The sequence below is a fragment of the Streptomyces sp. WM4235 genome (genome assembly GCF_001279725.1).
GTDB lineage: Bacteria > Actinomycetota > Actinomycetes > Streptomycetales > Streptomycetaceae > Streptomyces.
Genome location: NZ_LGDE01000204.1, coordinates 36448 through 55098, shown reverse-complemented (window position 1 = coordinate 55098; position 18651 = coordinate 36448). Strand labels below are relative to the sequence as shown.

Sequence of the window (18651 nt, the reverse complement as noted above, 5' to 3'; positions counted from 1 at the left end):
CTGTGAGCGACAGCATGACCTTTCGAAACGAGGACCTGCCGGCCCTCTTCCACCACACCGATCAGGCGGCGATCTCCCGACAGCGGGAGTCCACCCAGGCCACGCGCGCCCAGCTGGTGCTGCTCGTCGTCGCGGCGGGAGCCGCCGCCCTGCCCGCGGGACCGACCGTGGGATCGCTGCGACTGTTCGGGGCGATCAGCGCGCTGGCGTACGCCGGTGTCCTGGGGGTGGGCATCCGGGCGACCCGGCGCCGGGCCCGGCCCCAGTGGCAGCTGAACCGGAGCGCGGCCGAGTTCATCAAGTCCCTGGCCTGGCGGTACGCCGTGCACGGGGCGCCGTTCGGCAGTGACGTCGCCGGGCCGGAGGCGACGTACCGGACCCGTTTGGAGAAGGGCCTGGACGAGCTGCGCAAGATGGGCTGGGAGGATCCCCGGGTCTCGGGCGCGGTGCCGGAGGGCGGGGAGATCACGGGGGCGATGCACCGGTTGCGCGGTCTGGGCTACCACGTGCGCCGGGAGACGTACGTCCGGGATCGGCTGATCGAGCAGCGCAACTGGTACCAGCGCAAGACGGAGGTGTCGCGTCGGGCGACCGCCCTGTGGTCGTGGACCATCGTGCTGTTGACGTGCCTGGGTCTGTTGTTCGCCCTGTTGGGGGCCTTCGGTTCGGGTCCGGGGCCGCGGCTGACGGGGCTGCTCAGCGCGGCGGCGGCGGCCGGCATCGCCTGGAACGAGGTGCGCCGGCACCATCCGCTGATCGAGGCGCACACCCTGATCGAGCAGGACCTGTCGGCGATGATGGTCGTGATGCAGACGACGATCACCGAGGCCCAGTGGCCTTCCTCGGTGTACGAGACGGAACGCTACGTGTCTCCGCAGCACACGGACTGGCTCGCGCGACACAGCAGTTGACGTCCGTGGCGGGAGGGTGTGGCTCAGACCCGGGTCACGCCCTCGCGCCAGACGACGGTGACGGGCTTGCCGAGCGCTCGCGCGTAGGCGACGATCTCGCCGGTGCCGCCGTGCCCGCGGGCGGGCAGCCCGTCCCAGACGGCGACGAGCCGGTCGCAGGAGTCCGCGATGAAGGTGCCGGCCGCGTAGTAGGCCTCGTCCGTGGACCGGTCGAAGGCCATCCGGATCTCCTGGGCCGCCCGGTGCTTGAGCCGTCGGTAGTGGGCCAGGGACTCGGCGCCCTCGAAGGTCTCCTCGTAGTCGCCGCTGGGGATCACCACGGTGAGGTCCGCGCCGCATTCCAGCGCGATGTCGGCGAACAGTTGGTCCGCTCCCTCGGCGAGGCTGGAGAAGGCCTCCAGCGGTCCGTCGTGGCCGTCGAGGACGGCCCGCAGGCCGTCCCTCACGTGGTCGAGCACCTCGATGGGAATCGACCGGTGTCCGGTCACGCCGATACGTTTCATGCGGAATCCTCCCCCGTGGACGCCTGGACATCCTCCCAGAAGGCGGGAGGACGTCCAGGGGTCGAGCGGGGGCGCGCGGGTCAGTAGACGCTGACGCCGTAGGCGTTCAGGGCTTCCACGACGGGCTGGAAGAAGGTCGTTCCACCGGAGGAGCAGTTGCCGCTGCCGCCGGAGGTGAGACCCACGGCACGGCTGCCGGAGTAGAGCGGGCCGCCGCTGTCGCCGGGCTCGGCGCAGACGTTGGTGCGGATCATGCCGTAGACGATGTCGCCGCCGCCGTAGTTGACGGTGGCGTTGAGGCCGGTGACGGAGCCGCTGTGGATGCCGGTGGTGGAGCCGCGCCGGGTGACGGACATGCCGGTGGTGGCGTTGACGGCACTGGTGATGTCCTGGCTGCCGACGGTGCCCGGCGGGATCGGGGTGCTGCTGTTGTACTTGATCAGGCCGTAGTCATTGGTCGGGAAGCTGGAGCCGACGGTGGGGCCGATGACGGTGGTGTGGGCGGAGTTGCTCCACCAGGTACCGGCTCCGTCGGTGCAGTGGCCGGCGGTCAGGATGTAGTAGGTGCTGCCGCTGCGCACGTTGAAGCCGAGCGAACAGCGCCAGCTCGACGCGTAGATGGCGTCGCCGCCGGACAGGAGTTTCGTCAGCCTGCCCGGGGTGCGCTCGATGCGCAGGGCGCCGGCGTCGGCGCCCGCCTCGCGGCGGATCCTGGCGATGTCGGCGGCCGACACCCTGGAGTCCGCGGTGACCACGAGGGTTCCGTTGGCGGGGTCGGTGTGCCAGGCCGTGCCCGCCACGTCGGCGCGCAGGACGGATGCCCCGGCCGAGGCGAGGCGATCGGCGCTGAAGCCGCTGTCGGCGCTCGCCGTGGCGGGTGCGCCGAGCGCGGCGACGGCGGCCAGGCCGGTGGCCGCCGCGAGAAGCTTGATTCGGGTGATGCTCTGGATTCTCACTGACTCGTCCTCCCGGAGGGGATGGGGGGCCCGGCGGTGGTGGGGGTGCCGGAGCCCGGGAGAGAGGCGGTCGGGGGCACGACGGGCGCAAGCCCGTTCGCCGTGCCCCTGACAAGCCTCGTGAGAGACGCTTTCGGGAGTGTCCTGGCGTCAGATTCCCGCGACAAGAGCGGCTTTCAGCCTCCGCTCACCCGCCGGAACCTCGAACGGCAGCGTGTTCCCGGGTGGCGGGAACGGACAGATGAAGTGGTCCGCGAAGGCGCACGGCGGCAGCTGGGCCCGGTTGAAGTCCACGGTGATCGAGCCGTCCTCGCCGGGGATCCCGGGCTTGAGGAAGCGGAACCGGTAGCTGGACACCCCACCGGTGGCGTCACCGAAGACGGCCCACAGGCTCCCGTCCTCCTCGTCCACGGCCACCTGGAGGGCGTGTTCCACGCCGTCGTGGGTGAAGACCAGTTCCCCGCCGAGACCGAGCCCGCGAGCCCGCCCGTCGGCGTTCTCGACCTGGACCGTCCGGTCCCGGCCGTACGGTCGAAAGCGCCCCGGGAGGGCGAGTTCCGGGTGGTACGGGCCGGCCTCGATGCCGGTGAAGTCCCGCCGGGCCTCGGAGGCCGGGTCGAAGACGCGCACCGCCCACTCCCCCTCCCGCCGGATCACCACGATCCGGAGGTCGCCCGCGGAGATCCGGGAGTGCGAGGGCGGCGCCTCGTCGGCCGCGAGCACGGCGTCGCCGGTGAAGGGGGCGCCGTCGAGGCGCAGCCCGTCCTCGGGGTCGGCGTGCAGGGCCACCCCCGCGTCGGTGGTGCGCCATTCCCCGGGAACGGCCGGAATTCGACCTTCCGGGTAGTCGGCGAGCCAGTGGGTACCGGTCAGCGCGAGGGGCCCGTGCGGGGCGGACACGGTCGCCACCCGGTGCTCGTGCCAGCGCCGCCAGGCGGTCTCGGGGTCGGTGTCGTCGTCATGGTTCATGCCGCTCAACCCTTCCACGCCGGTCCGGACGGGAACCGCGGGGTACCCCGTCCGGACCTGGGAAATATCTGAGGGAGGCTCAGCAGCCGTCGCAGGGGCAGCAGCAGCACCCGTCACCGCAGCTGTCACAGCAGTCGCACCCGTCACAGCAGTCGCAGCCGTCGCACCACGGGTCCCTCTTCTGCCGGGACCACGGACCCTCGTGCTCCGTGCAGCAGAGTTGGCAGGTGCAGAAGAGCCCGACGGCCACCGCGCAGCCCGCGAGCAGACCGCGGCGCGGTCGCTGTGGAGGCAGCCCGCCGCCACCGCCGCCTCCCGGCCCGCCCGGCCCCATCGGCGGAGGAGTCCCGGGGCCCCCGGGGGCGTACGGGGTGCCCGGCGCGTACGGGTTCCCGCCGCCGTACGGGTTCCCCGCGCCCGGGGCGTCGTAGCCCTGCGGGGCCGGGCCGAAGCCCCCGCCGGAGTTCACGGCGGCGTGGTCGCCCGTGTGACCGCAGGCGGTCGTGCCGAAGGCCCGGTCGACCGAGGTGCGCAGCTCGTGCACCAGCAGGCGGTGGGCGAGACCGGCGTCCGCGAACTCCACCTCGCGCAGTGCCAGCCGGATGCCGCGCAGGGCGTCGTCACAGAGCCTGCGCGCCTCGGTGAGGGAGGTGCCGGTGGCGGTGAGCGGGTTCCAGGCACCGGCGGCGGCGTCCGCCCGCTGGTCCTCCACGGCGTCCAGCAGGTGCGCGAGCCGGCCGAAGTACCGGCCCGCCTCGGCGAGCGGGACGGTGTTGCCTGGCCGTCCCGCGAGGACCGCGGTATGCGCGAAAGCGGCGGCGGTCGCGGTCTCCGTCGGCTCCGTCACCACCAGCACGGGTGTGCCGATTCCGGCCAGCACCTCGATGCCGCCCTGCCGGTCCACGGCGTCGACGAGCACGGCCGTGTCGAAGCCGAGCGAGGCCCCGGTGCGGGCGCCGGCCCGGTCCCAGCCCCGGGCCACCTTGCGCGCGGCGGCGGCGATCGGCGCCCGGGCCAACAGCCCGTCCCGGTCGGCGACGTGGTCGCGCACCTTCGCGGAGGCCAGCACGAGCGAGACGGCCGCCGCGAGACGCGCGCCCTCCCCCTTGGCGACGGCTGCGGTGCGCATACCGCGCAGCGGGCAGGGGCCGGCGGTGCGTCGCGCCCGCGGATCCGGACCGGACTGAGCCTCCGTCAGAACGGATACCAGCAGGCCGTCGTAGTTGGTCACGATCCTGGCGAACTGTCCGTGGTCACCGCGAAGTGCCAGGCAGAGACCGCAGAGATGAGCCATCCACTCGGTCTTGAAGCGCTCCCCCAGCCGGTGCGTGCAAGGTCTGACGATGCCGAACAATCTGCTTCCCCCGTGTGTCATGCGTGTGCTTTCCGGGCATGGTATCGAGCCATCCCGGTCACCCGTACGCACCAGCGCATCACCCGAAAGGAGGCGGCGGTCGTATTTTCACTCAGTCAGCAGCGGTAGGCCGTCGCGCACCTTAGTCGTGCAACGAATGTTCTGCACCAGTACCGTCACGAAAAGCCGGCGCGGCGGCTATCCACTTGGCGCGTTGTCAGCATCATGGACGACCATAGGGGCAGCGGAGAGAAGACAACTGACCGCGGTGAAAGGAGGCGTCCATGGGTTCGGTGCGCAAGGCGAGTGCCTGGTTGGGTCTCGTGGAAGACAACGACGACGAGCGGTACTACGACGACGACTACGCGGAGGCGGTGGAGCGCCAGCAGGGCGGGTCCGTCTCGGGCCCCGGTGACCAGTGGGTCACCGACCCGCGCGTCAAGGTGGCCTCGGAGTCCGCGGTCGAGCAGGGTCGGCGGATCGCGACGGTGACGCCCGACGGCTTCCGTGACGCCCGCGGCATCGGCGAGCTGTTCCGCGAGGGCGTCCCGGTCATCGTGAACCTGTCGTCGATGGACCCGGGCGACGCGAAGCGCGTGGTCGACTTCGCGGCCGGTCTGACCTTCGGCCTGCGCGGATCGATCGAGCGGGTGGCGACCAGGGTCTTCCTCCTGACCCCGGCCGACACCCAGATCGTCAGCGGCGAGCCCGGTGGGCGCTCCCGCGACTTCTTCAACCAGAGCTGAGCCGGGCCCTCACCGGAAGGCGTCGAGCCCGGTGAGTGCCTTGCCCAGCACCAATTGGTGCATCTCGACGGTGCCCTCGTAGGTGAGGACCGATTCGAGGTTGGTGGCGTGCCGCATCACGGGATATTCCAGGGAGATCCCGTTCGCGCCGAGGATGGTCCGCGCGGTGCGGCAGATGTCGATGGCCTCGCGGACGTTGTTGAGTTTGCCGAAACTGATCTGCTCCGGCCGCAGGGTTCCCGCGTCCATGCGGCGCCCCAGGTGGTGGGCGAGCAGGATGCCCTTGTGGAGTTCCAGTGCCATGTCCGCGAGCTTGGCCTGGGTGAGCTGGAAGCCGCCGATCGGCCTTCCGAACTGCTCCCGGGTCTTCGCGTAGTCGAGCGCGGACTCGAAGGAGGCGCGCGCCGCGCCCATGGAGCCCCAGACGATCCCGTACCGCGCGTGGCTGAGACAGCCCAGCGGCCCCTTGAGCCCGGTGACGCCCGGAAGCACCGCGTCCGCGGGCAGGCGTACGTCGTCCATCACCAGCTCGCTGGTCACCGAGGCGCGCAGGGACCACTTGTGCTTGATCTCGGGCGCGGAGAACCCGGCACTGTCGGTGGGCACGGCGAAACCGCGGATGCCCTCGTCGGTCTGCGCCCACACCACGGCGACGGCGGCCACCGACCCGTTGGTGATCCACATCTTGCGGCCGGTCAACACCCAGTCGGTGCCGTCGCGCTTGGCGTACGTGCGCATCGCGGCGGGGTCCGAACCGACGTCGGGTTCGGTCAGGCCGAAGCAGCCGATGAGCTCGCCGGCGGCCATGCCGGGCAGCCAGCGCTCCTTCTGCTCCTCGGAGCCGTACTTCCAGATCGCGTACATGGCCAACGAGCCCTGTACGGAGACCAGCGAGCGGATGCCGGAGTCTGCGGCCTCCAGCTCCAGGCAGGCCAGGCCGTACTGCACGGCGGAGGCGCCGGCGCACCCGTATCCGGTCAGCGACATCCCGAGCGCGCCGATCGAGCCGAGTTCCCGGGCGAGTTCCCGGATCCCGGGCAGCTCGCCGTTCTCGTACCACTCGGCGATGTGCGGCAGCACCCGGTCGGCGGCCCAGTCCCGGACGGTGTCGCGGACCGCGAGGTCCTCGGGGCTGAGCAGCTCGTCGATCCCGAGCGGATCGGTGGGTACGAAGGACACGTGGCCTCCCGGCGGCCTGAGGGACGGAAACCTGGCGGTGTCAGTGTGTCCGCGACCCCGCCCCCGGTCCACCCCCACCTGCGGGGGTGCCGGTCGGGCCGGGTGTCAGGCCGAGCGGGCGGCCGGGTCGCACTCGGCGTGCGCCTGACCGGGGATCCGCGCGGCGGACTCGCCTGCGGGGGTCGCGGTCGTCGCCTGCGCGGGCAGCCGCAACGGTTCGCCGGCGTCCGCGTCGGCGGCGCAGTCCATCGTGCGCGGCAGCTTCAGCGCCATGACCGCGCCGGCGAACAGCAGCCCGGCGCTGACCACCAGCGTCACGTGCAGGCCGTGGACGAACGAGTGCCGGGCGGCGGCGTACAGCGCGGCGCCGGCGGGACCGCCGAGGTGCGCCGCGATCTGGTAGGCCTCGCCCAGCGAGTTGGCGGCGTCGGCGGACTCGGCCGCCGAGACCCCCGGAACGTGCGCGAGGCCCGGCGCGTAGGCCGCGTTCATGACACTGCCCAGCAGCGCGATGCCCATGCCCGCGCCGAGCTGGTACGAGGTCTCGCCGATCGAGGCCGCGCCGCCGGCGGTGGCCGCCGGGGCCTCGCTCAGCATCGACTCGTAGGCGGCGAACAGCGTGGTCTGGAGGCCGAAGCCGAGCAGGATGAACCCGACGGTGAGCAGGACGGGCCGGTCCTGCTGCCCCATGAGCGTCAGCAGGAGCACGGCGCAGGCGGTGAGCAGGAAGCCCAGCGAGACCATCGTGCGCGGGCCGACCCGTTGCAGGGTGTACGAGCCGGTGGCGCCGGCGGCCATCGCGGCGAAGGTCAGCGGCAGCAACCGCAGGCCGGTCTCCAGCGGGCTCAGGCGCAGCACCAGCTGGAGGTACTGGACGGCGATCAGCTCCAGGCCGACCAGGGCCAGCATGGCGAGCACGATGCAGCCGACGGAGGTGGTGAAGGCCGCGCGGGAGAACAGCCGCATGTCGATCAGCGGGTGGGTGCGGCGTCGCTGGCGGCGCACGAAGATGATCAGCAGCGCCACGCCGAGGAGCAGCGGGACCAGCGCCTCGGGGTCGACGAGCTGCCGTTCGGCGCCGAGTCGCTTGACCCCGAGGACCGCCCCGAGCACGCCGCCGGCGGCCATCAGCGCGCCGAGCACGTCCCACGGTCCCTCGGTGGATCCCTTGGACTCGGGAAGCAGCCACCGCCCGAGCGGCAGGATCAGTGCCATCAGCGGAATGTTGATCAGGAAGACGGAGCCCCACCAGTAGTGCTGGACGAGGAAGCCACCGAGGACGGGGCCGCTGGCCGCGCCGATGGCGGCGACGGCGGTCCAGATGCCGATGGCGAGGGCCCGCTCGCGCCGGTCGGGGAAGACCTGGCGCAGGATCGACAGGGTCGCCGGCATGATCATCGCCCCGCCGATGCCGAGCAGGGCGCGGGCGGCGATGAGGACCTGGGCGTTGTCGGCGAGGGCGGCGATGGCGGAGGCGATGCCGAAGAGCCCGTAACCGAGGAGCAGGATCCGACGGCGGCCGACCCGGTCCCCGAGGGTGCCGAAGAGGATCAGCAGCGCGGCGCAGACCAGCGGGTAGGCGTCGACGATCCAGAGGAGCTCGATCGAGCCGGGGCGCAGGTCCTCGGTGACGGCGGGAACGGCGACGTGCAGGATCGTCGCGTCGAGCGCGACGAGCACGAGGCTGACGCAGAGGACGGCGAGGACGACCCAACGATTCGCCCCGCCGGAGGCGGCGCTGATTCGCTGCCAGGGGGAAGGGTTCCGGTGGTCGGTCACGTTCGTCCCCGACATGCATGTACCTCCCAGGTGATCCCTCGCACTCGGCGGACCAGCGTCGTGTGGAGCCACGGGGTGGGGTGGGGGTGCGGCGTCCTGCGGGGTCCGGCATCGACAAGCGAGTGAACGGTCAGCGTACGCGAGTTCGTTTGACCCATACGTGGTCAAGCTCTCATCCCGACGGCGGCCGACGTGTGGTGTGTGCCACTCGCCGCGGCCCCTCTCCCTTCCCTCGTGTACACGCCTGGTCACGGCCCGTGGTTCTGGTCCGGCGCCCGGCGGGCCGGCGTCGATAATCATGCCCGTGAAGGATCTTGGATTTCGTCGGGCCGCGCCCGCCCTGGCCGCGTTCGCGGCGGTCAGGCTGCTCGGGCTGAGCGTGCTCGCACTGTGGGGGGCGGCGGTCGACAGCAGCCCGCACACACTGCTGTCGGCGCGCTGGGACTCCCTCTGGTACGCCCGGATCGCCGCCGAGGGTTACGGGTACGAGGTGCTCCTGCCGAACGGCGACGTCCACTCCAACCTGGCGTTCTTCCCCCTGCTGCCCTGGCTGGAGCGCCTGGTGGCGGCGGTGACCGGCTTCTCGTACGGCTCGGCCGGCCTGGTGGTCTCCGCGGTCGCGGGGCTCGCGGCGGCCTGGGGGATCTTCGCGGTCGCCGACTCGCTGTACGGCCGCCGGGTCGGGGTCCTGGCCGTCGCCGCCTGGGCGGCGCTGCCGGTCGCGATCGTGCAGTCCATGGCGTACAGCGAGTCGCTGTTCACCGCCCTCGCGGCCTGGTCCCTGTACGGGGTCCTGCGTGGCCGCTGGATCACGGCGGGCCTGCTCGCGGCGGCGGCCGGGCTGACCCGGCCGGTCAGCGCCGCCGTGGTCGCGGCGGTGTGGGTGGCGGCGGTACTGGCCCTGCGGCGCGGGGAGCGGTCGTGGCGGATGGCGGCGGGGGCCCTGCTGGCCCCGCTCGGCGCGGCGGCGTACGTGCTGTGGGTCGGGGCGCGCACCGGCGAGGGCCTGCTGGGCTACCTCGACGTGCAGGGCGGCTGGGGCAACGGCTTCGACGGGGGCTGGGCCTTCGCCCGGTTCATCGGGGCCCGGCTGGCCTCCCCGGCGTTCCCGGCGGGGATCGGGCTGATCGCGGGGGTGGCGCTGGTGTTGTGGCTGTACCGGCTGTGCGTACGACAGCGCCAGCCCGCGGCCCTGCTCGTCTACTGCGGGATCGTGGTGGCGCTGGCACTGTGCGCGTCCGGGTACTTCGGGTCCAAGCCCCGGCTGCTGCTGCCCGCCTTCCCGCTGATGCTGCCGGTGGCCGCGGCGCTGGCCCGCCTGCGGACCGGGCGGGCGGCGGCGGTGCTGGTCTCGGTGGCCTCGGTCTCCGCGGTGTACGGGGCGTTCTGGCTCAACGGATCGGGGCCTCCGTGAGCCCGGCCGGGGCCGCGGTCACGGAAGGGATCATTCCGATCCATGCTTGAGTAAAGTAATTGACCTGCGGTGATAAACCGTCGGTAAGCAGGTCGATAATCGCCCTGCGGGCGTTTCAATCGGCAGTGGAATAACGGGAATTAAGTACCGCGTGAGACCAAGTCCACATCACATGGTCATCACAAAGCCGGCGATTCGACCGGGCCGAGCTTCGACGCGCGGTAACGTCGATTGAGTGCGTACCGACCATATGCTGACCCGTCTCGAGCGGGTCTTCGCCCGGCTCGACCGGGAACCAGAGCGACCGGCTCATCTGCAAACTCCGCGGATGAGCCGGCACCGCGTCGTGCTCCTCGGTTCCACGCTCGCGTTCTATCTCGCGATCGTGGTCGCCGTGTTGACCACGTCCTGGCTCGTCCGGTTGGACTGGCAGATCATGTTCTTCCGGCCCTACGAGCAGTGGCCGCAGCTGCACGCCTTCCTCGACTACCTCGTCGTGCTCGGTCAGCGCGGACCCACCGCCGTCATGGTCGCGGCCTGGCTCGGGTGGCGCTCGTGGCGGCAGCACACCCTCCGCCCGCTGATCACCCTCGGCGTGGCGCTGCTCCTGCTGAACGTCACCGTCGGCGCCGTGAAGATCGGCCTCGGCCGGCTCGGCCCGCACTACGCGACCGAGATCGGCTCCGCCGAGCTCTTCGCCGGCGGCGATATATTTCCTTCCGGCCACACCGCCAACGCCGTCGTGACCTGGGGAATCCTGGCCTACCTGGCTTCCACCGTGGTCACCCGGCGGGTGCTGTCGGTGGTGTCCGCGGTCGTCTCGCTGAGCGTCGGCGCCACCACCGTGTACCTCGGCACCCACTGGGTGAGCGACGTACTGCTGGGCTGGACCGCCGGCCTGCTGATCCTGCTGGCTCTGCCCTGGTTCGAGCCGCTGGTCGCCCGGGCCGAGGCCTACGTCTTCGAGCTGCGCGAGCTGCTGCGCCGCCGGCTGGAGGAGGGCCGGGTGTCCGAGCCGGTCGCCGCCGCGCTCACCCCGCTGCTCTCCGCGGGCGGCAAGTGGCAGCTGCGGCGGAACGCGGAGGCCACGGCACCCGTCCCGGCCGCCGCTCCGGCCAACCCGCAGGCGCAGGCCGCCGGGCAGCCCGCCGCCAACGCCGGGACGGGCCACGGCCCGACGCCCAGGCCGGCCTACGCGGCCCGGGCGCTGGTACGGCTCCCCGTCTCCCCCGAGGAGGCCGCCACGATCGTCGGGCCGAGGGACGGTACCCTGGAAAAGGTGGACGGGGAAAACTGTCTTCTGCGCAACAGGGCCCCGGCAGGGGGGGCCGGTTCATCGAACCGGCCCGCCGTTGTCGTTCACCTGCCCGGTCCGTCAGCATCGCGCCCTGAGGTTCCTCCGTACCGGGTCACGCTTGTGTCACGGATTGTCGACAGTCCTTTGCCCGGGCCCACTTACCCGGAAGTGGCCGACAAGAGGCCCGGGGCCTTTCTTTTTCGACCCGCGACACGCCCGCCGGGAAGGCTGTTTCCCATTCCGTTCCAGGGCCACCGATTTCCCCGCCGGAGGATTGCCGGGGAGTCGCCGAAGGAGTGGGACTGAACCCCCGTCAGCTTCCTTGCGGGTTCTTCACCGATCGGTCGAGAAGGTCACGCAGGGCCCGGATCCTCCCGGTAAGCTCCACCGGTTCGACGACTTCGAACTCACACCCGAGCATCATGATGTGAATCACAAGTACGTCCAGATTCACCGCCCCGGTGCGCAGCAGACAGCTCTGTCCGTCCACCGGTTCCAGGGTGCCGTCGCTCGGCCCGACGATCGTGGCGGCCTCCTCGGCGGAGACGGCGAGCCGTACCAGCGCCCGGGCCGCGTAGGCCCGTCCGGACACGCCTTCGGAGACGTACGCGGCCAGGTCCTCGGCGGGCGCCGGGCGCGGCGGGAAACGCGGACCGTGCGGGGGCGCGGGCTCGATCCGGTCGGCCCGGAAGGTGCGCCAGTCCTCTCGGTCGACGTCCCAGGCGACGAGGTACCAGCGTCGCTCGGTGCACACCAGTCGGTGGGGCTCCACCGTGCGGCGGGTGACGTTGCCCTCGTGATCCCGGTAGCCGAAGCGCAGTCGCTCGCCGTCCCGGCACACGGTCGCGAGCTCGGTCAGCACGGCCGGGTCGACGGTGGACCGCTGCGGCCCCCTCAGCATCGGCACGGTGAACTCGTTCAGCGCGGAGATCCGTCGGCGCAGCCGTGACGGCAGGACCTGCTCCAGCTTGGCGAGGGCCCGTACCGAGGCCTCGCCGATCCCCTCGACCCCGTTGCCGGCGGCCGTCCGCAGCCCCACGGCGACGGCCACGGCCTCGTCGTCGTCGAGCAGCAGCGGCGGCAGTTCCGCCCCCGCGCCCAGCTGGTACCCGCCCCCGGTACCGGGGCTGGCGTTCACCGGGTAGCCGAGCTCGCGCAACCGGTCCACGTCCCGTCGCACGGTGCGCGGGGTGACCCCGAGCCGGTCGGCGAGATCGGGGCCGGTCCATTCGCGGTGGGCCTGCAACAGGGACAACAGGCGCAGCAGTCGGGCGGAGGTCTCCAGCATGATCGGAAGTCTGCCGGCGCGGGACGCGGGCGCCGCGCGCGGTGGTGCGGGGCCGGCCGGGCCGGGGCGTCAGCAGCCCGGGACGGCGAGGTCGCCACCCAGTTTCACCAGGGCGCAGAGCGAGGTGAGGGAGACCTTCCAGACGCCGTCCTCCAGGACGGCGCCCCCCTTGGTGTCGGACAGCACCGGGAATCCGCTCACGAGCAGGTCGTAGGTGACCTCGGCCTCGGTGGGCGAGGTGAAGGTGACCCCGGTGACCTCTGAGGACACGGCGGCGGCCTGGGGATGAACCGAGACGGCGGCCAGCAGGGGCTTGAGCAGGTCGCCGTTCTGCAGGACCTCGGCCTTCCGGTCGGCGGAGACCGAGGGGTCGAAGAACGCGGCCCAGTTCTTCTCGATCCGCGCCTCGGCCGCCGCAGGGTCCGCCGGGCCGTCCGCCCGGATCGCCGTCGCGGGTGCGAGGGCCGACGAGGCGCTCGCGACGCCGTTCTCGGTCGCCCCGGCGGTGCAGGCGGTGGCGGGTACCAGCAGGAGCGCCGCTGCCGCCGCCCAGGCGACGCGGCGGGAGTGTCCGTGTCCGCTCATGTCTCCAGGGTCGGCGCGTTCCGGACCGCCCGCAAGAAATGCCCCGGAACCGGCCGGGCCGGGCCCCGGGGCCGGTCAGCGGGGGCGGGGCGACGACCCCGGGGCCCCGCCCGGCGCGGGCGCGCCGACCGCGGGAGCCGCCCCGGCGGACGGGGTCGGCGGCTTGCCGGCGGGGCCGGACCGCGCGGGGAGCGGCGCCGTGTGCGCCGGTCGCGGGGCCGGGAGGATCAGCCGGGTGCCGACCACCAGCGCCTGCGTGTTCGGACCGATCAGGGCCCGGTTCGCCTCGTACAGCGCCTGCCAACCGCCGCGCACCCGGTGCTCGCGCGCGATCGAGTACAGCGACTCCCCCGCCCGCACCACGTGCGTGCGCCCGGTCAGCCCGTACCGCTTCGAGCACACCGGCCAGGCCTCCCACCCCTGGGTGCCGAGCACGCCCTCGGCGACCCGGATCTGCTGTTCCCTGGTCGCCAGGTCCGCCCTCGGCGCGAAGAGCAGCCCCCCGTGCTCCTCCCAGGTCGGCTGCCGGAACTGGAGCCCGCCGTAGAACCCGTTGCCCGTGTTGACCGCCCAACGCCCGCTGCTCTCGCAGTCGGCCACGCAGTCCCAGGGCCACTCGCCACCCGGCCCGCAGTCCCCCGGACCGTTCCCCAGCACCCCGGGGGAACCGGGATGCGCCGCGCCCGCGGGGCCGGGGGCGGGGGGCGGGGGAGCCGCGGCGGCGCGGGACGGGGGGACGAACACCAGCGCGGCGACGACCGCGGTCGCGGAGGCGACCCACCGGATCCGGAGGTTGGGCATCGGGTCACGCTACGCGGGCCGCCCGCGACCTCACGGACCGCCACGCGACCGCCCCCGCGCCCACCCGGACGGCCGCCCCCGGTGGCCCGCGAACCAGCCGACAGCGACCGACAACTGAGCACAAACAGAAAAGAGTTGGCACGAAAACAAAGCCCCGGTCGAGCCGTTCACCCTCCCGGGTGGCCGGTTCGATTCCGTTCCCTCAAACGGCGTGACCCAGCCCGCCGCTGCTGCGTTGTGCCCGGCGAGCCGGGACCCCCCGGCCCCCGCTCGCCTAGTCCGAGGAGTCACCCCGTGCCGCGCATGCTCGACGTCAGTGATGAGGTACGTGCCGAGATCGGTGACGAAGAAGCCGACAGGCTGCTCGTCGGCGACGACGCGCCGGGCAGTTACGACTGCACTTCCTGCCGCACCCCCGGCAACCCCGAGAGCGACCGCACCAGCACCGTGCTGTTCGTCGGCGAGGAGACCGCCGTCCTCGCCTTCGCCCACGCCACCTGCATCCCCTCCCAGGTGGTCTCCGTACCCGAGGCCCAGCTCCAGGGCGCCGTCGCCAGCATCACCGGCGACAGTCCGGCACCCGCCCCCTCCCCGGTCGCCCCCGACGGCGCCCCCCAGTCCGTGCCCGGCGGTCAGGCCGTCCTCGGCATCACCAGCGGCCTGGTCCTGATCGACAACGAGCTGCACCCCGCGCTGGTCGTCGAGCCCACCGCCCCGATCGCCCGTCCCGGCACCACCGGCCCCGGCGACGACTTCCTGCCGCTCCTCATCGAGCAGGGCTTCATCCCGGTCACCGACACCAAGCAGCTCCCCTCGCCGCTGGCCGGCTGGTCGGTCCTCCTCGCCGCGGGACAGCTGCACGCCGTCCTCCAGCCCGGTCCGGCCGGCGGCAGCCCGATCCACTGGTGGCAGGCGCACCAGGCGCTGTCCGTGACCGACGGCTGGCGAGCCGCCGTCAACAAGACCCAGCGCGTGCTCATCTACGCGGCTCCGGTCGGTTCCATCGGCCAGCAGCCCCGCGAGGACCTGCTCCGCGACGCCCTCGACAAGGCCGCCGCCAACGGGCAGCTGGTCGCCGCCTCGATGCCCCTGGCCGGTACCCCGGGCGCCTGATCCCCTCGCCCTTCCCGCTCGTCCCTCACACCCCGCCGAAACGGTCGCCCGCCCCCGCCGAAGGGGCCGGACCGCATGCGCCGGGGGTGCGCGGTCCGTCCCGCGCACCCCCGGCGATCTGCGTTTTCTCCCCGTTCACCCCGCATCCGCAGGGCCCCGGGTTCGTTGGCTGATACGTGCATTCACACGACGTCTCCCGCGCCCCGTCCCATCCGAGCACCGTCCCCCCGATGCGCCCGTCCCGGGATCGGGACATCGCCCCGGTCGCCTCGCACACCCCGATCTACGACACGTTGTACTCGGAGTACCTGCGCGCCTTCCGGACCCTGCCGGGTGACCGTACGGGCGAGGAGGACCTCGGTTTCACGGCCTTCTCCTACGGGGGCGGCCACGGCGGGGCCGGGGCGGGGGGCGGTTCGTACGCGGCGGCCTGGAGCACGCCCTCCTGGCAGCCGGTGGAGGCCTGGCAGCCCGCCCCTTACGTCCCGGCCCCGCTGCCCTCGTACGCCCACTCCGCCGGCTCCGGTCAGGGACAGGGACAGGGATACGCCAACGGGCGACAGCACCAGACCGGGATGCAACACGTCCCGGCGGCCCTGCCGCCCGCTCCGCGCCGGGGCTACTGACCCCGGCGGCACGTCGGCGCGTACGCCTTACTTCTTCTTCTTGTACTGCGCGCCGCGCTTCTCGCGCACCCGCACCGAAAGGTGGATCGGGGTGCCCTCGAAACCGAACTCCTCGCGCAACCGGCGCTCGATGAAACGGCGGTAGCCGTGCTCCAGGAAGCCGGAGGCGAAGAGGACGAAGCGCGGCGGCTTGCTTCCCGCCTGGGTCCCGAACAGGATGCGGGGCTGCTTGCCGCCGCGGATCGGGTGCGGGTGGGCGGCGACGACCTCGCCGAGGAACGCGTTCAGCCGACCGGTGGGGACGCGCGTCTCCCAGCCCGCCAGCGCGGTCTCGATCGCCGGGACCAGCTTCTCCATGTGGCGGCCGGTGAGCGCCGAGACGTTGACGCGGGGCGCCCAGGCGACCTGCTGCATCTCGGTCTCGATCTCGCGCTCGAGGTAGTAGCGGCGCTCCTCGTCGAGCTCGTCCCACTTGTTGTACGCGATGACGACCGCGCGGCCCGCCTCGACGGCCATGGTGATGATGCGCTGGTCCTGGACGCTGATGGTCTCGGTCGAGTCGATCAGGATGACCGCGACCTCCGCCTTCTCCACGGCGGCGGCCGTGCGCAGCGAGGCGTAGTAGTCGGCGCCCTGCTGGAGGTGGACCTTCTTGCGGATGCCCGCGGTGTCCACGAACTTCCAGGTGACCCCGCCGAGTTGGATCAGCTCGTCGACCGGGTCGCGGGTGGTGCCGGCCAGTTCGTTGACGACGACGCGGTCCTCCTTCGCGACCTTGTTCAGGAGCGAGGACTTGCCGACGTTGGGGCGGCCGATCAGCGCGATGCGGCGGGGGCCGCCGATGGGGGTGCCGAAGGTCTGCGCGGGGGCCTCGGGGAGGGCCTCCAGTACCGCGTCGAGCATGTCGCCCGTGCCGCGGCCGTGCAGGGAGGAGACCGGGTGCGGCAGGCCGAGGCCCAGCGACCACAGGGACGCCGCGTCGGACTCGCCGCTCAGGCCATCGACCTTGTTGGCGCAGAGCACGACGGGCTTGCCGGCCCGGCGCAGCAGCCTGACGACGGCCTCGTCGGTGTCGGTGGCGCCGACCTTGGCGTCCACGACGAAGACGACCGCGTCGGCGCTCTCGATGGCGTACTCGGCCTGGGCGGCGACGGCGGCGTCGATACCGAGGACGTCCTGCTCCCAGCCGCCGGTGTCGACGACCTTGAAGCGGCGGCCGGCCCATTCGGCCTCGTAGGTGACGCGGTCGCGGGTGACGCCGGGCTTGTCTTCGACAACGGCCTCGCGGCGGCCGATGATGCGGTTCACCAGGGTCGACTTGCCGACGTTCGGCCGGCCGACGACGGCGAGGACGGGCAGCGGGCCGTGGCCCGCCTCCTGCAGGGCGCCTTCGACGTCCTCGACGTCGAAGCCCTCTTCCGCGGCGAGCTCCATGAACTCCGCGTACTCGGCGTCGCCAAGTGCTCCGTGGTCGTGCTGGTCGTTCATGAAGTCCGTTCCTCGTCGTTCGTGGTGATCGGTGGTGCCCGCGCGGCGCGGTTCCACTACTGGGTCAAGTCTCACTCAGCGCCCGGTGAGGCGCTTGGCGTCGGCCAGGTGGGCGGTCAGCCGGTCCTGGATGCGTACGGTGGCCTCGTCCAAGGCGGTGCGTGTGCGACGGCCCGTGCCGTCCCCGGCGTCGAAGGCGGAGCCGAAGACCACGTCGACCCGGCTCTTGAGGGCCGGCAGGCCCTTCACGAGTCGGCCGCGGCTCTCGGTGCTGCCGAGCACGGCGACGGGTACGACGGGGGCGCCGCTGCGCACCGCGAAGTAGGCGAGGCCGGCGCGGAGCGAGGCGAAGTCGCCCTCGCCCCGGGTGCCCTCGGGGAAGATCCCCAGGGCGCCGCCGTTGTCGAGCACGCCGAGGGCGCGGCCGATGGCGGTGCGGTCGGCGCCGGCGCGGTCGACCTTCACCTGCCCGATGCCGTCGAGGAACGGGCCGAGGGGACCCACGTACGCTTCCTTCTTGATCAGGAAGTGCAGCGGTCTCGGCGCGGTCCCCATCACCATGGGGCCGTCTATGTTGTGGGAGTGGTTCACGGCGAGGATGACGGGGCCCTTCGCGGGCACCTTCCAGGCTCCCAGTACGCGCGGCTTCCACAGCCCGTACATCAGCCCGATGCCGATCCTCCGGCCGACCGCCGCACCCTTGAGGGAGGGCGCTGCGCTCACTGGCGACCCGCCCGCTCCCCGGTGTCCTCGGCCGCGCTCTGCCGCTCCGCGACCAGCGTCACCACGCATTCGATGACCTGGTCGAGCGTGAGTTCGGTGGTGTCCACCTCGACCGCGTCGTCGGCCTTGGCCAGCGGGGAGGTCTTCCGGCCGGAGTCGGCCGCGTCCCGCTTGATCAGGGCTTCCCTGGTGGCCGCGAGGTCCGCGGCCTCCTTGCCGCGCAGCTCGCCGCTGCGGCGGGCGGCGCGGGCCTCGGCCGAGGCGGTCAGGAAGACCTTGAGGTCGGCGTCGGGCAGGACCGTGGTGCCGATGTCGCGGCCTTCCACGACGATGCCCTCGGCGCTCTCGGCGGCGTCGGCCGCGATCGAGCGCTGGAGTCGGGTGATCAGGGCGCGCACCTCGGGGACGGCGCTGACGGCGCTGACCTTGGAGGTGACGTCCCGGGTGCGGATGGGGCCGGAGGCGTCCAGTCCGTCGACGGTGATGGTGGGCGCGGACGGGTCGGTGCCGGACACGATGGCGGGCTTGTCCGCGGCGAGGGCGATGGCCTGCGGGTCGTCGATGTCGACGCCGTTGGTGATCATCCACCAGGTGATGGCCCGGTACTGGGCACCGGTGTCCAGGTAGCGCAGCCCGAGCTTGGCGGCCACGGCCTTGGAGGTGCTGGACTTGCCCGTGCCGGAGGGACCGTCGATGGCGACGATCACGGCGGACGGAGCTGCGGATTCCACGGTGCGGGCACCTTCCTGGTTGCGCGTACGTGTCCGGGCGCGCCAATAGCGCCCCTCCCCAGGTTACCGGGCCCTGGCCGCTCCCCGTCCCGCCCGGGAGGGACGGGCCCGCGTCGACGCCCGGCAGGGGCGGTGACCGGCGGGAATACGGGAGCGCGGCCGGCTACCGGGGCGGTACCCGGCCGCGA

At 72.5% G+C, this 18651-nt stretch carries 18 protein-coding genes; 6 read left to right on the top strand and 12 right to left on the bottom strand.

What is annotated here, in order from left to right:
* The first annotated feature begins 14 nt into the window (after positions 1-14).
* Positions 15-911: a DUF4231 domain-containing protein gene (locus ADK55_RS15930; RefSeq protein WP_053679238.1), complete on the top strand. Its 897-nt coding sequence runs from the start codon at positions 15-17 to the stop codon at positions 909-911.
* Positions 912-934: 23 nt separating this feature from the next.
* Here ADK55_RS15930 and ADK55_RS15925 read toward each other — a convergent pair whose 3' ends face one another.
* The 4 genes from ADK55_RS15925 to ADK55_RS15910 form a co-directional block, all read right to left on the bottom strand.
* Complete coding sequence (locus ADK55_RS15925) at positions 935-1414, bottom strand: hypothetical protein (RefSeq protein WP_053679236.1); 480 nt, start codon at positions 1412-1414, stop codon at positions 935-937.
* Between the two features lie 80 nt (positions 1415-1494).
* Positions 1495-2370, bottom strand: a complete 876-nt coding sequence (locus tag ADK55_RS15920; protein ID WP_053679234.1) for a S1 family peptidase — start codon at positions 2368-2370, stop codon at positions 1495-1497.
* A gap of 150 nt (positions 2371-2520) precedes the next feature.
* Positions 2521-3339, bottom strand: a complete 819-nt coding sequence (locus ADK55_RS15915) for a DUF1684 domain-containing protein (protein ID WP_053679232.1) — start codon at positions 3337-3339, stop codon at positions 2521-2523.
* 79 nt (positions 3340-3418) lie between these two features.
* Positions 3419-4693, bottom strand: a complete 1275-nt coding sequence (locus ADK55_RS15910) for a DUF5685 family protein (RefSeq protein WP_053679231.1) — start codon at positions 4691-4693, stop codon at positions 3419-3421.
* Between the two features lie 284 nt (positions 4694-4977).
* Between ADK55_RS15910 and ADK55_RS15905 the strand changes: the two genes are divergently transcribed.
* A complete protein-coding gene (locus ADK55_RS15905) occupies positions 4978-5439 on the top strand; it encodes a cell division protein SepF (protein ID WP_053679229.1) in 462 nt (153 codons plus the stop codon).
* Positions 5440-5448: 9 nt separating this feature from the next.
* On the opposite strand, the gene ADK55_RS15900 is transcribed toward ADK55_RS15905, so the two are convergent.
* Entirely contained in the window at positions 5449-6618 is a 1170-nt protein-coding gene (locus ADK55_RS15900) for an acyl-CoA dehydrogenase family protein (RefSeq protein WP_053679226.1), read from the bottom strand.
* Between the two features lie 105 nt (positions 6619-6723).
* The gene (locus tag ADK55_RS15895) at positions 6724-8412 is read right to left on the bottom strand and encodes an MFS transporter (RefSeq protein ID WP_053679224.1); all 1689 of its coding nucleotides are present in this window, start codon (positions 8410-8412) and stop codon (positions 6724-6726) included.
* 283 nt (positions 8413-8695) lie between these two features.
* On the opposite strand from ADK55_RS15895, the gene ADK55_RS15890 reads away from it, so the two are divergent.
* Both ADK55_RS15890 and ADK55_RS40975 read left to right on the top strand, forming a co-directional pair.
* Entirely contained in the window at positions 8696-9811 is a 1116-nt protein-coding gene (locus ADK55_RS15890; RefSeq protein ID WP_053679221.1) for a glycosyltransferase family 39 protein, read from the top strand.
* Positions 9812-10139: 328 nt separating this feature from the next.
* Positions 10140-11414, top strand: coding sequence for a phosphatase PAP2 family protein (locus ADK55_RS40975; RefSeq protein WP_420713633.1), 1275 nt, complete (start codon positions 10140-10142; stop codon positions 11412-11414).
* 7 nt (positions 11415-11421) lie between these two features.
* Here the strand turns inward: ADK55_RS40975 and ADK55_RS15880 are convergent, their stop codons facing one another.
* The 3 genes from ADK55_RS15880 to ADK55_RS15870 all read right to left on the bottom strand — a co-directional run bounded on the left by ADK55_RS15880 (position 11422) and on the right by ADK55_RS15870 (position 13782).
* Positions 11422-12396, bottom strand: coding sequence for a helix-turn-helix transcriptional regulator (locus ADK55_RS15880; RefSeq protein ID WP_053679219.1), 975 nt, complete (start codon positions 12394-12396; stop codon positions 11422-11424).
* Between the two features lie 69 nt (positions 12397-12465).
* Entirely contained in the window at positions 12466-12981 is a 516-nt protein-coding gene (locus ADK55_RS15875) for a hypothetical protein (protein WP_053679217.1), read from the bottom strand.
* Between the two features lie 75 nt (positions 12982-13056).
* Complete coding sequence (locus ADK55_RS15870; protein ID WP_078998970.1) at positions 13057-13782, bottom strand: transglycosylase family protein; 726 nt, start codon at positions 13780-13782, stop codon at positions 13057-13059.
* 294 nt (positions 13783-14076) lie between these two features.
* On the opposite strand from ADK55_RS15870, the gene ADK55_RS15865 reads away from it, so the two are divergent.
* Positions 14077-14895: a hypothetical protein gene (locus tag ADK55_RS15865; protein ID WP_053679215.1), complete on the top strand. Its 819-nt coding sequence runs from the start codon at positions 14077-14079 to the stop codon at positions 14893-14895.
* Positions 14896-15125: 230 nt separating this feature from the next.
* Positions 15126-15521, top strand: coding sequence for a hypothetical protein (locus tag ADK55_RS15860; protein ID WP_234350057.1), 396 nt, complete (start codon positions 15126-15128; stop codon positions 15519-15521).
* A gap of 27 nt (positions 15522-15548) precedes the next feature.
* Here the strand turns inward: ADK55_RS15860 and der are convergent, their stop codons facing one another.
* From der to cmk, 3 genes are all read right to left on the bottom strand, one after another.
* Complete coding sequence (der, locus tag ADK55_RS15855) at positions 15549-17009, bottom strand: ribosome biogenesis GTPase Der (protein ID WP_053679329.1); 1461 nt, start codon at positions 17007-17009, stop codon at positions 15549-15551.
* Between the two features lie 75 nt (positions 17010-17084).
* The gene (locus tag ADK55_RS15850) at positions 17085-17672 is read right to left on the bottom strand and encodes a lysophospholipid acyltransferase family protein (RefSeq protein WP_234350065.1); all 588 of its coding nucleotides are present in this window, start codon (positions 17670-17672) and stop codon (positions 17085-17087) included.
* Positions 17673-17728: 56 nt separating this feature from the next.
* Positions 17729-18463, bottom strand: coding sequence for a (d)CMP kinase (gene cmk, locus ADK55_RS15845; protein ID WP_053679209.1), 735 nt, complete (start codon positions 18461-18463; stop codon positions 17729-17731).
* Between the last annotated feature and the right edge of the window lie 188 nt (positions 18464-18651).

Coding starts and splice junctions, on each gene's coding strand:
- ADK55_RS15905 (WP_053679229.1), top strand. CDS start 4,978: ATGGGTTCGGTGCGCAAGGCGAGTGCCTGGTTGGGTCTCGTGGAAGAC.
- ADK55_RS15880 (WP_053679219.1), bottom strand. CDS start 12,396: ATGCTGGAGACCTCCGCCCGACTGCTGCGCCTGTTGTCCCTGTTGCAG.
- ADK55_RS15925 (WP_053679236.1), bottom strand. CDS start 1,414: ATGAAACGTATCGGCGTGACCGGACACCGGTCGATTCCCATCGAGGTG.
- ADK55_RS15890 (WP_053679221.1), top strand. CDS start 8,696: ATGCCCGTGAAGGATCTTGGATTTCGTCGGGCCGCGCCCGCCCTGGCC.
- ADK55_RS15915 (WP_053679232.1), bottom strand. CDS start 3,339: ATGAACCATGACGACGACACCGACCCCGAGACCGCCTGGCGGCGCTGG.
- ADK55_RS15850 (WP_234350065.1), bottom strand. CDS start 17,672: ATGTACGGGCTGTGGAAGCCGCGCGTACTGGGAGCCTGGAAGGTGCCC.
- ADK55_RS15930 (WP_053679238.1), top strand. CDS start 15: ATGACCTTTCGAAACGAGGACCTGCCGGCCCTCTTCCACCACACCGAT.
- der (WP_053679329.1), bottom strand. CDS start 17,009: ATGAACGACCAGCACGACCACGGAGCACTTGGCGACGCCGAGTACGCG.
- ADK55_RS40975 (WP_420713633.1), top strand. CDS start 10,140: ATGAGCCGGCACCGCGTCGTGCTCCTCGGTTCCACGCTCGCGTTCTAT.
- ADK55_RS15895 (WP_053679224.1), bottom strand. CDS start 8,412: ATGTCGGGGACGAACGTGACCGACCACCGGAACCCTTCCCCCTGGCAG.
- ADK55_RS15875 (WP_053679217.1), bottom strand. CDS start 12,981: ATGAGCGGACACGGACACTCCCGCCGCGTCGCCTGGGCGGCGGCAGCG.
- ADK55_RS15870 (WP_078998970.1), bottom strand. CDS start 13,782: ATGCCCAACCTCCGGATCCGGTGGGTCGCCTCCGCGACCGCGGTCGTC.
- ADK55_RS15860 (WP_234350057.1), top strand. CDS start 15,126: ATGCGCCCGTCCCGGGATCGGGACATCGCCCCGGTCGCCTCGCACACC.